Origin of the sequence: Lacihabitans sp. CS3-21 (assembly GCF_024343675.1) — a bacterium.
Lineage (GTDB): Bacteria > Bacteroidota > Bacteroidia > Cytophagales > Spirosomataceae > Leadbetterella.
Genome location: NZ_RJUD01000004.1, coordinates 199341 through 213021, shown reverse-complemented (window position 1 = coordinate 213021; position 13681 = coordinate 199341). Strand labels below are relative to the sequence as shown.

The following is a 13681-nucleotide window of genomic DNA, read 5'->3' as shown; positions in this document are numbered from 1 at the left end:
TTCATGCTCGAAAGTAGAAAACCAGTTATTTTAATATTCTTTTATACCATTGGGGTTATCTATATCCTTAGATTATTCTATTTGCAAATATTAGACACCAAGTATCAATCGCTAGGAGCACTAAACTCTATTAGGCGAGAAATTAACATTCCGCTCAGAGGTCAAATTTATGACCGAAACGGCAAGCTAATTGTAGCCAATGAGGAAGTGTATGACGTTTATGTTACACCCAAAAAGGTTTATCCTTTCGATACCGCCTCTTTTTGCAATCTTTTCAATATTACCAAAGGTTTTCTAGATAGTACTTTAACAGCCGCCAGAGAATATTCTAAAGATCGTCCGTCGCTTTTTCTAAGGCAACTCACCAAAGAAGAATATGCAAGTGTGGTAGATGCCATGATTCAGTATCCTGGTTTTACTTTTGAGCAATCCTTTTTCAGGACATACCCAGGAAAAACGCTTGCCAATGCTTTGGGTTACATCGGAGAAATTCCTCAAAAGAAATTTGAAGAGCAAGAAGAGGAATACTATAGAAAGGGAGATTACATTGGTTTATCAGGCTTAGAAAAATATTATGAAAACGAACTTCGAGGAATAAGAGGCGTGAAGTTTACGCTGATGAATGTAAAAGGAGAAGAAAAAGGCCAGTACAACGAGGGTAAATATGATACCATGGCAGTAATTGGTCAAAATCTGTACACCTCTATAGATTTAGAGCTTCAGCAACTGGCTGATACTTTGTTCAAAAATAAAGTAGGTTCTGTTGTTGCTATTGAGCCTTCCACAGGTGAAATTCTAGCGATGGGATCCTACCCAACCTATGACCCGAGTTTGTTGTCAGGTAAGGCATTTTCAAAGAATTATACCGTTTTAAGTAGAAATCCAGACAGACCTTTAAACAATAGAGCGATTTCTGCATTTTATAGGCCTGGATCTACTTTTAAATTGGTTCAAGCCGCAATTGGCCTTGAAATGGGTGTAATAACCCCAAGAACTTCTTTTATTGGTGCTCCTACTATGTTTGCCTACCACAGTGGTCCTTATGAGGCGGCTAATCTGTATAATGCCATTGAGAAATCTAGTAATCCGTATTTTTATAATGTATTTAGAAAGATAATTGGCAACAACAGTGAAACTAGTCCTTATGCACAAGCCAGAGTGGGTTTAGAGACTTGGGGAGAAATTGTGTCTAAATTCGGTTTTGGTAAAAAATTGGGGATTGATTTGCCTTCAGAAACCAAAGGTGTATTGCCTGATGTAAAAAGATATGATAAAGTTTATGGAAAAAATCAGTGGAAGTTCTCCAACATTTATTCACTGAGTATTGGTGAGGGAGAGTATGGGGTGAATGTGTTGAAACTTGGGAATTTGTGTGCGACTTTGGCAAATAGGGGATATTGGCTAACGCCACACTTGGTTCAAAAAACAGGTGTCAATAAAGAAAATATTAGGGGAATTAAAGTAGAAACCCACCGAACTGATATTAGTCCAAGACATTTTGAAGAAGTAGTTAAGGGAATGGGACTCGTGGTATCTAATGGTACGGGGCGTTCCGCTCAAGTTGAAGGGATAGAAGTTTGTGGAAAGACCGGAACTTCACAAAATAAGAGAGGAAAAGACCATGCAATTTTTATAGCTTTTGCTCCAAAGTATAAGCCAAAGATTGCTATTGCGGTGGTAGTTGAAAACGGCGGTTTTGGTGGAACGGCTTCAGCACCTATCTGTGGATTGATGATAGAGCAATATTTGAAAGGGAAAGTTGAAAGACTGGCATATAAAGAGCAGGTGGCCAGTACCAGATGGACCACTGTAGCTGGCTCAGCATCGAGAACAACAACTACAAGTACACCTGCTAAAACTACAAACTGATGGCAAAAGATATAGATATAAAACAAGGAATTGATTGGACTACCATTTGGATTTATGTAGCTCTTTTAATAGTAGGTTTAATGAATATTTATGCGGCTGTATACAACGTAGATAATCCCAAGCCTATTTTTTCATTGGAGCATAATGCTGGTAGACAAATATTATTTATGTTTGTTGCCTTTATGCTTATTTTGGTCATTTTGTTCGTCGACTTCAAGGTCTATGATACCTTCGCATATATTTTTTATGGAATTTGGATTGTCGTTCTTATAGGTACAATTTTTCTTGGGAGTGACATTAAAGGTTCGAAGTCTTGGATAAAATTTGGATCATTCTCACTTCAGCCGGCAGAGTTTGCCAAGACTTTTACTGTAATGGCCTTGGCCAAATATCTGAGTACGATGGGAGTAAATGTATCCAAATTGAAGTATGCCTTTAGGGCTTCTTTGTTTATTTTGATTCCACCTATTATTATTATTTTACAGAAAGAAACAGGGTCAGCACTAACTTTTGCAGCTCTGATGATTGTATTTTATCGGGAAGGTCTTCCAGGAGTCTATCCAGCTTTGATTATTTCTTTTATTATTTTGTTGATATTGGCTTTGGTTTTTCCAAATTGGGCAGTAGTGTTGGGTTTAGCCTTATTTGGTGTGTTGTTTTGGTATTTATTTCTAAAACGTTATGAGCGTAACAAACAAAATTTTCAAAGAATACTCGGACTTTTTATATTGTTTTCTGGGTTTGTACTTACTGTAGATTTTATAATAAACAATGTATTAGCACCTCATCAGCAAAAGCGTATTAAGGTGTTGGTAAATCCTGACATTGACCCATTAGGTGCTGCTTGGAATGTTACACAGTCAAAACTAGCCATAGGCAGCGGAGGAGTGTTGGGTAAGGGCTATTTAAAAGGAACACAAACCAAGTTTGATTTTGTGCCAGAACAATCCACTGACTTTATATTTTGTACGGTTGGCGAAGAGTGGGGTTTTGTAGGTAGTTTTGTTTTGTTGGGTTTATATTTTATACTACTAACACGACTGCTGAGTTTAGCAGAAAAGCAAAAATCCAAGTTCGCAAGAATTTATGGATATGGGGTGGCGAGTATAATTTTCTTCCATATTTTGGTAAATATCGGTATGACTGTCGGCTTAATGCCAGTTATAGGTATACCGCTTCCTTTTGTTAGTTATGGCGGTTCGTCTTTGATGTCTTTTACCTTACTACTCTTTATTTTTCTTAAGCTGGATGCCCACAGAAGCTACAAGGTTTAAATAGAAGCTATAAAATTGTCGATAAATTGAGCACAAATTTCTGGGCTTTCTAACATTCCAGCGTGACAGATATGGTCAAGCAACAAAACATTTGGGGATTTCATAAGTATAGTTTGCTCCAAAGCGTCTTTATAATTTACAAAAGTATCTTGTTTTCCTAAAATTTGAAATATTGGAAATTCAAATTTACCCAACTCGCCAATATAACTCACTCTACTTTTCATTGCCAAAGTAGCGGCTAGCAATGCTTCGTTAGGTATTTTGCTAAATTTCTCAATATTGTTTTGAACAAATTCACCGTTTTTAGACTTGAATTCCTCCGTAAACATGTTTGGATAAAAGTGCTTGATAAAAAGATTGGTATCGTGTTTTATTAAAAATTGAATTGTTTTGTCTCGATTCTCTTTTTTTTCTTCACTATCTGCTGCTACTGAAGAGTGGAATAAGCCGAGTCCAAGGGTCATTTCTGGATATCTATTGCAAAATTCTACAGAAATATAGCCACCCATGGAATGACCAATGATTACAGCTTTTCTAATTTTTTCTTTATCTAAATAGTTTTTCAACCAGTCTGCGTATTCTGGTATAGAAAAACAATCCTTTTTAGGAGAGAAATCAGGGGTAAAATATTGATTTTCAGGATTTAGTAATTTTATGAAATCCGTCCAAACGGAGGCATTTTCTCCGAAACCGTGCAAAAAAACTATATTTTTCATTTCTTAAACATTTCTTTTACTTTCTCTTTCCTCATTTCATTATTCTCCTTTCGTATCTTCTTTTTTTTGATTTTTGCCCTACGATTAAATAGCTTTTTAAGGCCTATAAATAAAAACACCATAGCCACCACTGCAAATAAAACAGCAAGCTGGAGCAGGGCAGGTACAAATGCTAAGGCGGCAGCAATTATTAGAAACACCAAACCAATTTTCAAGCTATCATTAAAAACAGGATTACGTTTAACGAAATTGGCTTTTTTATTCTCAGGAGTTTTAACAAGCTGAGCATCTTCAAATTCTGTTTGAGCAACTTCAATTTTTGAAGTGTTTTCTAACTCTTTATTTATTCTGCGATATTTTTTGTTTTCGGATGAGAGGGTTTCTATTCGCAACTCGCTATCTATAGAAGCCTCCAATTCTTCAGGTTCTGATTGAATTTCCTCTATGAAAATCGGATTTTCTGAAGTAAATAGAAGCTTAGAATTATTGGTTTTGGAAGAAAAATTTTCTCTGGTTGATTTTTGAAAACCGCCCATATTTTTCCTTTGGCATGAAAAGAGAGAAATACAAAATAGAAATACGAGAGTGAGTCTTAACATAAAAATATTTTTAATGATGCAATTTACTACGTTTAATCTTTGCTTCTATTGTCTTTGACAATCAAAAAAAAGTCATTGTCTAACTCAAGGTATCCATAGTCGTAAACAAAATAGTAAACCGCTCCTTTGAGCGTTTTTCTAAGGTGCGTGATATGATTGAAGTCGAAACCTTTGTCATTGAGCGTATTACGGGTAGTTTTGCTTTTTTCTTCTGGACAAATTTCCTCTAAAATCCGTCGGTTTTTTTTCAAAGCGTTGTTGATATTTCTAACGTAATTTACTTCGACAGCTTTGAGCTTATTGTTGAAATTATTGCGACACATATCCGAGCAGAATTTTTTATCTACTCTTCCTAAAATTATGTTTCCGCATTCTGGGCAGTTTTTCATTTGTTTTGGATTCTATATTTTTAACTAAATTACAAATAATGCTTTATTCTGGAATATCTAATTTGTATTTTTTTGTTTGGTCATGTATTTGCATTTACAAACAAATTAGAAAAATAGACTACAAATTGGTTTTTCTTAATAATATTTTGGTTTTTTAATAAATGTAATGTGCGAAAAGCCAGCCAAATTGTAATTTCTAAGCTATCAAAATCATTATATTTCAAATTAATTTACTGTTCTATCATTAGGTTTTAATAAATTTGGGTTTTAATTGATATTATCAAAAATAGAAAAGAATTATGACTGAAAAGTTTAATATAAAAAATGCAGCTCCCCATTTTTTTGTGGTCCTGTTTTTTGCCGTTTTGTCGATAGTTTATATGAGTCCGATGCTCAGCGGCAAGGCTCTGAGACAAAGTGATACTGTAAATGGCCATGCAGCTCAATCTGAAATAAGGAAGTTTGAGGCCGAAAATAAGGGAGAATTTATAGGTTGGACCAACAGTATGTTTGCCGGGATGCCAACTTTTTTTATAGGAGGGGATTATTCAAAAGGAGTTTTTTCAAAAGCTCAACCATACATTTATAATCTCTTTTCTCAACAAGGCACCTATTTGTTTTTATATCTATTGGGTGCTTATATTTTGTTATTGAGTTTGAGAATAAAAACAATTCCCAGTATTTTGGGTGCTATTGCCTACGCATTTTTTTCATACAATGTTCTCATAATTGAAGCTGGACATTTAGCAAAAGTTTATGCATTGGCCTTTTTACCATTAATGTTGGCGGGTTTAGTTTTAAGTTTTAGAGGTAAAATTTGGATTGGAGCTATTTTATTTAGTTTGGGTGTTGGCTTCGAACTCAATGCCAATCATTTTCAAATTACCTATTATTCGGCTTTTATCATCTTGATTTTTGGAATTTTTGAATTATCTCAGGCCTACAAAGAAGGTAAATTGTCCAAATTTTTTCTTGCAGCAGGATTGTGTATCCTAATGGGTCTTTTGGCTGTTGGAACCAATGCTTCACGATTATTGACTTCCAATGATTATTCAAAATACACCATGAGAGGTGGTAGTGAGCTAAAGTCAAATACAGCGGCAGGCTCAGAAAAAGGTTTGGAAAAGGATTATGCATATGAGTGGAGCTACGGAAAATTAGAATCGTTTACTTTTTTGATTCCAAACTTTTCGGGAGGGGCTTCTGGAGGGGTGTTAGATAACAAATCTGAATCTTACAAGGTTTTGACAAACTTGGGTGTTGACAGTGGTCAAGCAAGCCAATTTGTGCAGGGTTTACCAACCTACTGGGGCGACCAGATGTTCGTTGGCGGAAGTACCTATTCTGGGGCTATTATCTGCTTTTTGTTTATTTTGGCTCTCTTTTTTGTAGACAAAAGATATAGAAATCCATTTTTGGTTTGTACAGTTTTGTTCTTGTTTATTTCTTGGGGAGGCAATTTCACTATATTGAATAACCTCTTTTTTGATTATTTGCCTTTGTTTAATAAGTTTAGGGCAGTAAGCATGATTCTTTCACTTTTTCAGCTTTGTTTGGTGGTAATTGTGGCTTTGGGATTAAACGAAATACTCAAATCTCCTCCAAGTTGGGAAAAATTCAAGAAGCCATTTTACATAAGTTTAGGTATAACCGCTGGTATTTGTTTGATTTTTGCTCTTATGCCTAGTCTTTTGAATGTCACAATTGAAAAAGATATTGAATTCAAAGAGGCATTGAAACAAAGTTTCGGTGAAAACCAAAGTGCGGTGAATAGTTTGTACAACGCACTTATTTCTGATAGGCAACAATTGATCAGCAGCGATGCTTGGAGAAGTTTGATATTTATTTTGTTAACAGCAGGAGTTCTTTGGGCTTTTGTAAATACTAAACTTAAAAATGCCAATTTGGTAGGTGCCATCATCGTATTTCTTTGCCTAACAGACTTATGGTTAGTTGATAAAAGATATTTGAATTCTGATGATTTTGAAAGAAAAGTCGTGAATAGAGATGACCAGTTTACTCCTTCACAGGCGGATCTACAAATTCAACAAGACAAAAGTCTTTCATACAGGGTAATAGATGTTACGGGAAGTCCCTTTAATAATGCACTTACAAGTGTTTATCATAAATCCATAGGTGGATACAGTGCTGCCAAGTTGAGTAGATACAATGATTTGATAATCAATCAAATCTCAAAAAACAATATGGGGGTATTGAACATGTTAAACACCAAATATTTTATAACTCCGGGTCAAAATGGCGTGCCTATGGTCCAACAAAACCCTTCGGCTTTAGACAATGCTTGGTTTGTGTCTAACATTATGTTTGTAAATAGCCCAGATGATGAAATGAAAGCTTTGGATAGCCTGAAGCCAAATGAAACTGCTGTAGTGGATTTAACAAAATTTGCCGGGGCTAAGAATTTGAAACCTTCTAAAGCCACAGAAGGGACAGTTAAACTCATTTCATATCATCCAGATCACTTGGTATATGATTTTGATAGCCCGACTGCCCAAATAGTGATATTTTCTGAAGTCTTTTATAAAGGGAATGTAGACTGGATTTCAAAAATTGACGACAAAGCAGTCAATCATTTTAGAGCAAATTATATTCTTAGGGGATTAGAAGTGCCAGCTGGTAAACATAAAATTACCTTCGATTTTGTACCCGTAACTGTAAAACAAGGTCAAAAATATGATGTTTACGCATCTTTTGCGTGGATTTTTTTAGTCTTGGGGGCTCTGTTTATGCATTTTCGTCCATCTAAAATTAGCGGAGATGAGTCAAAGAACTGAGCAAATGCCAGAAGATGCTTCTAAGCATTATAGAATAAAACCTCCATTTCCACACGCTAGATGGTATTATTTAAAGAAACTCAAAGAGTTAGTTGAGTGGGGAAGAGATAATTACATCGTAAAAAATAATGGAGGAGAAAAAGTAGTTTTGGCTGATTATGGCTGTGGCACAAAGCCATATATCAGTTTGTTCAATCAAAATGAATATCAATATCTGGGAATTGATTTGGAATGGAATCCTTATGCTGATATAATTGTAGGGAATGACAGTAAAATTCAAACCGAAAGCGATAGCATTGACGTAATCATATCCACGCAAGTCTTGGAGCATGTTGAAGATCCAGATGGCTATCTCTCAGAGGCTTTTAGAGTTCTTAGACCGGGCGGTCGGATTTTATTGACCACTCATGGTTATTGGATGTACCATCCAGATCCCACAGATTACTGGAGATGGACGTCTGCAGGTCTAAAAAAAATAGTTGAGAAAAATGGATTCAAAGTAATAGGATTTAAGGGTATTATTGGAAGAATGGCTATGGGCTTGCAGCTATTTCAGGATGGTTTAGTATTTAAATTCCCCAAATTCCTTCAGCCTTTGGTAGTAGCCCCTTTGCAGATTTTAATTTGGCTTTTTGATAAATTTCAGCGTCAAGAGGTCATAGATTTTGATGCTTGTACATATATAATAATAGGAGAAAAGAATAATGGGAGTAATAAATAAAATATTAAGATCTTTTGGGTGGAAGTTGATAAAAGAGAAAGATCTTTTGAAGGGTTCAATAGATATGGATGAAAATGCCATGTTTATGGAAAAGTATAATAAATGTAAGGCATTTACCATGACCTCAAAGGAAAGAATGTTCTCCTTAAATCAAGCGGTTCAGTATATCGAGTCAAATAATATTGAAGGAGATATAGTAGAATGTGGCGTATGGAAAGGTGGAAGTAGTATGATGGCGGCTCTTTCTCTTAAACTGAAAAATAGAAAGCTCTTTCTTTATGATACTTTCGAAGGAATGAATGAGCCTTCAGAGAATGATAAAAACATGATTGGTGAAGATGCTGCCGAAACTTGGGATAATCGTGATAAGTGTGAGGCTAATATTTTTGAGGTAAAAAAGAATATGGCACTTACAAATTACCCTGAAGATAATATTAGATATATAAAAGGGATGGTTGAAGAAACTATTCCAGCAAATTTACCTGAAAAAATTTCTATTCTAAGATTGGATACCGATTGGTACGAATCCACATTGCATGAACTCGAACACCTATATCCGTTACTTACTGATGGCGGGGTGTTGATTATTGATGATTATGGACATTGGCAAGGAGCTAAAAAGGCAGTGGATGAATATATTTCAAAAAATAAACTGAGGATTCTTCTTAACCGAATTGATTACACCGGCAGAATAGCTATCAAAGGTTGAGTTTATATTGGACTTTAAATAAATTTTAAAAGTAAATTCTAATTTCATGGGTTTGATTTTTAGACAGAGTTTAAAGTCCAGTGTAGGTTACTATATAGGCGTATTGCTCGGTGCCCTTAACACGCTATTTATTTCTACAAAATTTCTTGAGCCTGACCAGTTGGCCATTTCAAGAATATTGCTTGAAAACGGCCTCATATTTGCCGCATTTTCACATTTGGGAACTCCATATATTAGCGACAAGTTTTTTTCAAGATTTAAGTCTGATGAGAATAAACACAATGGGTTTTTGATTTTTATTACTATTTTTCCTCTTTTGGGAATATCAATTCTACTTTGCTTTTATTATTTTTTTCAAACAGAAATTGGTAATATTTTTTCTGACAAATCGCCAGTAATAATCCCTTATATCAAGTACACTATTCCCATTTCAATTATTTGGGTATATATCTCTGTATTTGAGTCTTATTCTAGATGTAATGGCCGTGCAGCAGTACCTACTTTTTTAAGAGAGGTAATAATGAGGGTTTTAAATATTTTATTGATACTACTTTTAGGATTTGGATTTCTGGATTTCCAGCTTTTTATTATCTTGTTTGTAATTACAATGGCCTTTATCCCTTTCGCTTTAATTATTTATATTGTCATTCTTAAAAAATGGTACTGGAGTTGGAATAAGGAAGTATGGAACTGGTCTATACTTAGAGAAATGGCTATATTTGGTGGAGTTTTGATTTTGGGAGGAATTGGATCTAATTTGGTTTTGTTTTTAGACAGGAACATAATTGCGGCAAAGATTGGCCCAACTGAGGTGGCTATATTTACAGTGGCATCTTACATAGCGGCCATTATTGAGATTCCTTCAAAATCGATACGTCAAATTTCTAGTCCAATTATTTCGGATGTTATATTTCGGAATGACAGAGAGAAATTGATTTCTCTTTATAGAAAATCGGCTTTGAATTTGTTTTTAATCGGTGGAATAACTTACTTATTGATAGCAGTCAATTTGGAGCAACTTTTTTCTGTTTTACCTAAAAGTGAAATTTACGAAAAAGGTATTATGGTAGTGCTGATTGTTGGTTTAGCAAAATGGATTGATATGAGTTTGGGATTAAATATTGAGATTATTGCTTTTTCAAAATACTATAAACTTAATACGCTTTTGGTAATCTTGATGGCGTTTATGGCGTTTTATCTTAATATATTGTTCATTCCTTATTTAGGTATAAATGGATCTGCTTTGGCCACAGCCTCTATCACCTTAATATCCTCTGCAATCCGATTAATTTTTGTTTATGCTAAATTTAATATTTATCCTTTTTCTAAAAAAGATTTGCCTGCATTTTTTGTCATAATGGTTACCGCCATGGTTGGCATTTTTTTTCCTAGTTTTGGTGGAAATTATATAGCCATTTTTCTCTCAATTGGCATTAAATCTATTTTTTTAATTGTAATATTTCTTTCCCTCGTCATAAAGTTCAATATCTCAGAGGATATCAATGTTTTGTTTAAGAAATTCTCTGATCAAATATTTAAAGCCTCTAAATAATAGTTTTCTAAAGATTTTTGGTGGGTATTTTTCTCGAAAAACATTTCTACTTTCTCTCTGTTTATTGGTAACTTAGACCAGTTTGATATTAAATCCATCTTATTTGAATAATCCTCTATATCTCGCTCTTTAACAAGGTAGCCGTTTAAGTTATTTTCGACGAGTTCGGGTATTCCTGAATGGAAAGTGGATAAAATAGGTAATTCCATAGCCATCGCTTCCATAATAGCGTTTGGTATACCCTCCATATCACCGACTGTTAATGATGTAATACTATGATGTACAAAAATATTTGCTTCCATCATGAGTTCTCTTGCTCCAAATTTTGTCACAATCCCTGGGAAAGATACTTTGTCAGCAATTTTAAGTTGTTCGACAAGATCAATGGCTGATTGCCTTAAAGAACCATCGCCAGCGAGTATCATTTTAGCCTTTATACTAGTCTTGCTTCCTAATTGCAAATACTTGTGAAAGGCCTTAATGGTGTATTCATGACCCTTTTTCTCTGTAAAGGACGATATTTGAAGAAAAATTATCTCTTCATTTTTGATATTTCGGTCAGTATCCGGTTTGAAAAACTCTGTATCTGTTCCATAGTACAATATTTTGCCTTTTATTGTTTTCAATCCTAACTTGTCTGCAACATGCTTCTTCATGAAATTGGAAACAAATATTGGGTTTATATCATTTCTTTTGAAGAATTTTCTAACAGATTGTCTGTAAAGCCATGAATTTAGTTTATGAGAAGCATCAAATCCATGAAAAGAAATAAAGATTGGAATTTGTAAGCGATTTTTGAAATTGTACAGAAAATACCAAGATTCGAATCCAAAGTGCGTATGAATAATATCAGGCTTGAAATTTTCAACCATTTCAGATATTGATTTTTCGAAGTTGGTATTTTTAAAACTCCAAGGGACATTGTTATACTGAAGTTTTAGCTTAATTTTAGAAACAATATTCTCAGTAGAAAAAGGAACTTCCTTAACATTTTGAAAGGGAAATAATTCCTCATTTCTTCTCTCATTCGTAACTACCAAAACTTCGTGTTTCTTTGACATTTCCAGAATCTCACTGTAAATGAAAGTCAGCGTGGGATTTGCGAATGTTTTTACAAATACTAAAATTCTCATATTTATTTCACCCAATTTTTCCAAAATTCAAATTCATATTTTTCCCAAGCGTGCACACCAAATGGAAGCTGGCCATTGGTATATTTAAAGGCAATGTCTTTATCCATTTCTATAGCAAAACTGGAGGCTTCTTGATAGTTGGGTTTCTTGAAAAAAGGATTCAACCATTCTATAAACAAACCCCAAAACATGTCTTCATTTTTTATGAAAAATTTAAGAAAAGGCCTAAAAATCAAGGTATTTAAATAATGAGTCCTTACTTTTCTTAACGAAAAACCACCATTGCCTACCTTATTAATAAACCACGGTGTCATATCAACGATAGGTTTGCCATTGACCAAAGGCGGTTTGCTTAGCCAAGGAGCTCCTATGTAGTCATAGTTCTTGTCACACCAGAATTTCAATTGATTAGAGAAAACATAGGCGTCTGTTTGGTAAATAAGCACATATTCATAATTTCTAAATTTGGCATAAAACTGAGGTGAAAGCATTAATTGGCTATAACCTTGAATGCTTTTGAAGTAGGTAGGGCTGAAACTTATTTGATTTGAATTGGGTATTATGCTCTTGTAAGATGCAATGTTTAATTCTTCTGGCTGAATAAAATAAATCGGAAATTCACCTAATATCTTTTGACATTGAGTGAGAGAGCGTTTATCATTTTCAGTCAAATTTTGTTTATAAATCGGTATCGCTATTGCTACTTTTTTTTGCATTTTTTAAAGCTTCCGCCACAGGTTTCAGTTTGGCATTCCATGTTAGGTTGTCTTTTGCATAATTATGCAATATTTCTGGATAATCCTTTTCTTGCAAACAATTGGTATAGAAATCGACAATTTGTTGAATATCAATTGGATTTTCATTAGCTTCCAAATTTAGCAGAAATGGAAAGTCATCTGGAAAACCACGATCCAAATAGGCAATCACAAAAGGAATTCCTCTTGCTGCATACTCACGTGATTTCAATGCCGAGGTTTCACCTTTCGCAACGTTAATTCGATGCATTCCAAGGCTACCAATCCCAATATGAGAGGTTTCAAAAATTTTCAATAGATCATCTCCACTCACAAAACCATGAAAATGTACATATTGGTCCAAAGAAAGAGAATTTGCTAGTTTTTTTAGATTGGGTAATTCATCACCACTGCCTACAACATCAAAAAAAACATTGATAGGATTCTCTCGTTTATAATACTCAGATAGGCCGCAAATAACCCTGTCTAATCCATGCCATGGCTGTATATTAGCCAGTCCTAATAGATGAATATTTTTGCCGTCGAAAACAGGACGAATAGTCAAACCGAATTTTTCAATATCAATGCCATTATCTGTCTGTATGGTGGGTATTCCGAATATTTTTGTTTTAGCAGAAAATGTTACGATTCTTTGAATAAAAAACCGAAAGAAGTACGTGCAAAACTCATCTATTTTTTGCTCCATTCTCTTTTTTAAAGTCATCAAACCAAACTCGAATTTGTAGGGGTAAGTTGGTATCTCCATGAAAATCACAATTTTGGGATTGGCGAGTTTTATTCTAAAAAGTAACCAAATAAAAAGGGGATTTGTAAGAAAATGCCTAACAAACAGGTATTCGTAATTTTGTATTTTGATGTCCTTTAAGAAACCGCCATAGATATATTTTAGAAAACCAAATTTTGAATTAATTTGATTCATTAATACAGTTTCTTCTGATTTTAAATATATTTTTTCATTTTCGAAATAAAAAATATCCGTTTTAATTCCTAGTTGGTCAAAAGCATTTGCTTGTGCGAAAATTTTGTTTTGAATTCCGCCGCTTCCTTTCACAGCAAAATTCATTTTAGTAAAGAATAACAGTTTTTCCATTTTAGAAAATAAAGATTACAAATATGCAAAGAATAATGTAATTTCATGCCAGTTTGGAGGCATTTGGCTTCTTTAATTT

General features: G+C 34.2%; 12 protein-coding genes. 6 read left to right on the top strand and 6 right to left on the bottom strand.

What is annotated here, in order from left to right:
* Positions 1-3 precede the first annotated feature (3 nt).
* Positions 4-1869 (top strand): penicillin-binding protein 2, encoded by a 1866-nt coding sequence (locus EGI24_RS04575; protein ID WP_255047162.1) that lies wholly within the window; start codon positions 4-6, stop codon positions 1867-1869.
* Positions 1869-3143, top strand: coding sequence for a rod shape-determining protein RodA (gene rodA, locus EGI24_RS04570; RefSeq protein WP_255047161.1), 1275 nt, complete (start codon positions 1869-1871; stop codon positions 3141-3143). The genes EGI24_RS04575 and rodA overlap by 1 nt, the downstream gene beginning before the upstream one ends.
* Here rodA and EGI24_RS04565 read toward each other — a convergent pair.
* The 3 genes from EGI24_RS04565 to EGI24_RS04555 are packed head-to-tail and all read right to left on the bottom strand — an operon-like array spanning position 3140 to position 4847.
* Positions 3140-3859 (bottom strand): alpha/beta fold hydrolase, encoded by a 720-nt coding sequence (locus tag EGI24_RS04565; protein ID WP_255047160.1) that lies wholly within the window; start codon positions 3857-3859, stop codon positions 3140-3142. The two genes, rodA and EGI24_RS04565, sit on opposite strands and share 4 nt — an antisense overlap.
* Entirely contained in the window at positions 3856-4458 is a 603-nt protein-coding gene (locus tag EGI24_RS04560; protein ID WP_255047159.1) for a phage holin family protein, read from the bottom strand. The genes EGI24_RS04565 and EGI24_RS04560 overlap by 4 nt, the downstream gene beginning before the upstream one ends.
* A 32-nt stretch (positions 4459-4490) precedes the next feature.
* Positions 4491-4847: a hypothetical protein gene (locus EGI24_RS04555; RefSeq protein ID WP_255047158.1), complete on the bottom strand. Its 357-nt coding sequence runs from the start codon at positions 4845-4847 to the stop codon at positions 4491-4493.
* A gap of 299 nt (positions 4848-5146) precedes the next feature.
* Here EGI24_RS04555 and EGI24_RS04550 point away from each other — a divergent pair, with 299 nt between their 5' ends.
* The 4 genes from EGI24_RS04550 to EGI24_RS04535 are packed head-to-tail and all read left to right on the top strand — an operon-like array spanning position 5147 to position 10624.
* The gene (locus tag EGI24_RS04550) at positions 5147-7642 is read left to right on the top strand and encodes a YfhO family protein (RefSeq protein WP_255047157.1); all 2496 of its coding nucleotides are present in this window, start codon (positions 5147-5149) and stop codon (positions 7640-7642) included.
* Positions 7626-8363, top strand: coding sequence for a class I SAM-dependent methyltransferase (locus EGI24_RS04545; protein WP_255047156.1), 738 nt, complete (start codon positions 7626-7628; stop codon positions 8361-8363). Before EGI24_RS04550 ends, EGI24_RS04545 begins: the two co-directional genes overlap by 17 nt.
* Positions 8347-9072, top strand: a complete 726-nt coding sequence (locus EGI24_RS04540) for a TylF/MycF/NovP-related O-methyltransferase (protein WP_255047155.1) — start codon at positions 8347-8349, stop codon at positions 9070-9072. Before EGI24_RS04545 ends, EGI24_RS04540 begins: the two co-directional genes overlap by 17 nt.
* Positions 9073-9118: 46 nt before the next feature.
* Positions 9119-10624, top strand: a complete 1506-nt coding sequence (locus EGI24_RS04535; RefSeq protein ID WP_255047154.1) for an oligosaccharide flippase family protein — start codon at positions 9119-9121, stop codon at positions 10622-10624.
* Here the strand turns inward: EGI24_RS04535 and EGI24_RS04530 are convergent.
* Genes EGI24_RS04530 through EGI24_RS04520 form a run of 3 tightly spaced genes read right to left on the bottom strand, consistent with a single transcriptional unit; the run spans position 10600 to position 13602 of the window.
* Complete coding sequence (locus tag EGI24_RS04530) at positions 10600-11757, bottom strand: glycosyltransferase family 4 protein (RefSeq protein ID WP_255047153.1); 1158 nt, start codon at positions 11755-11757, stop codon at positions 10600-10602. The two genes, EGI24_RS04535 and EGI24_RS04530, sit on opposite strands and share 25 nt — an antisense overlap.
* A 2-nt stretch (positions 11758-11759) precedes the next feature.
* Positions 11760-12473: a DUF5672 family protein gene (locus EGI24_RS04525; RefSeq protein ID WP_255047152.1), complete on the bottom strand. Its 714-nt coding sequence runs from the start codon at positions 12471-12473 to the stop codon at positions 11760-11762.
* The gene (locus EGI24_RS04520) at positions 12436-13602 is read right to left on the bottom strand and encodes a glycosyltransferase (RefSeq protein WP_255047151.1); all 1167 of its coding nucleotides are present in this window, start codon (positions 13600-13602) and stop codon (positions 12436-12438) included. Before EGI24_RS04520 ends, EGI24_RS04525 begins: the two co-directional genes overlap by 38 nt.
* Positions 13603-13681 lie beyond the last annotated feature (79 nt).

What these genes read in the sequence shown, in the direction of transcription:
- EGI24_RS04520 (WP_255047151.1), bottom strand. Translation starts at nt 13,602, where the DNA reads ATGGAAAAACTGTTATTCTTTACTAAAATGAATTTTGCTGTGAAAGGA.
- EGI24_RS04555 (WP_255047158.1), bottom strand. Translation starts at nt 4,847, where the DNA reads ATGAAAAACTGCCCAGAATGCGGAAACATAATTTTAGGAAGAGTAGAT.
- EGI24_RS04550 (WP_255047157.1), top strand. Translation starts at nt 5,147, where the DNA reads ATGACTGAAAAGTTTAATATAAAAAATGCAGCTCCCCATTTTTTTGTG.
- EGI24_RS04530 (WP_255047153.1), bottom strand. Translation starts at nt 11,757, where the DNA reads ATGAGAATTTTAGTATTTGTAAAAACATTCGCAAATCCCACGCTGACT.
- EGI24_RS04545 (WP_255047156.1), top strand. Translation starts at nt 7,626, where the DNA reads ATGAGTCAAAGAACTGAGCAAATGCCAGAAGATGCTTCTAAGCATTAT.
- EGI24_RS04560 (WP_255047159.1), bottom strand. Translation starts at nt 4,458, where the DNA reads ATGTTAAGACTCACTCTCGTATTTCTATTTTGTATTTCTCTCTTTTCA.
- EGI24_RS04565 (WP_255047160.1), bottom strand. Translation starts at nt 3,859, where the DNA reads ATGAAAAATATAGTTTTTTTGCACGGTTTCGGAGAAAATGCCTCCGTT.
- EGI24_RS04575 (WP_255047162.1), top strand. Translation starts at nt 4, where the DNA reads ATGCTCGAAAGTAGAAAACCAGTTATTTTAATATTCTTTTATACCATT.
- rodA (WP_255047161.1), top strand. Translation starts at nt 1,869, where the DNA reads ATGGCAAAAGATATAGATATAAAACAAGGAATTGATTGGACTACCATT.
- EGI24_RS04525 (WP_255047152.1), bottom strand. Translation starts at nt 12,473, where the DNA reads ATGCAAAAAAAAGTAGCAATAGCGATACCGATTTATAAACAAAATTTG.
- EGI24_RS04540 (WP_255047155.1), top strand. Translation starts at nt 8,347, where the DNA reads ATGGGAGTAATAAATAAAATATTAAGATCTTTTGGGTGGAAGTTGATA.
- EGI24_RS04535 (WP_255047154.1), top strand. Translation starts at nt 9,119, where the DNA reads ATGGGTTTGATTTTTAGACAGAGTTTAAAGTCCAGTGTAGGTTACTAT.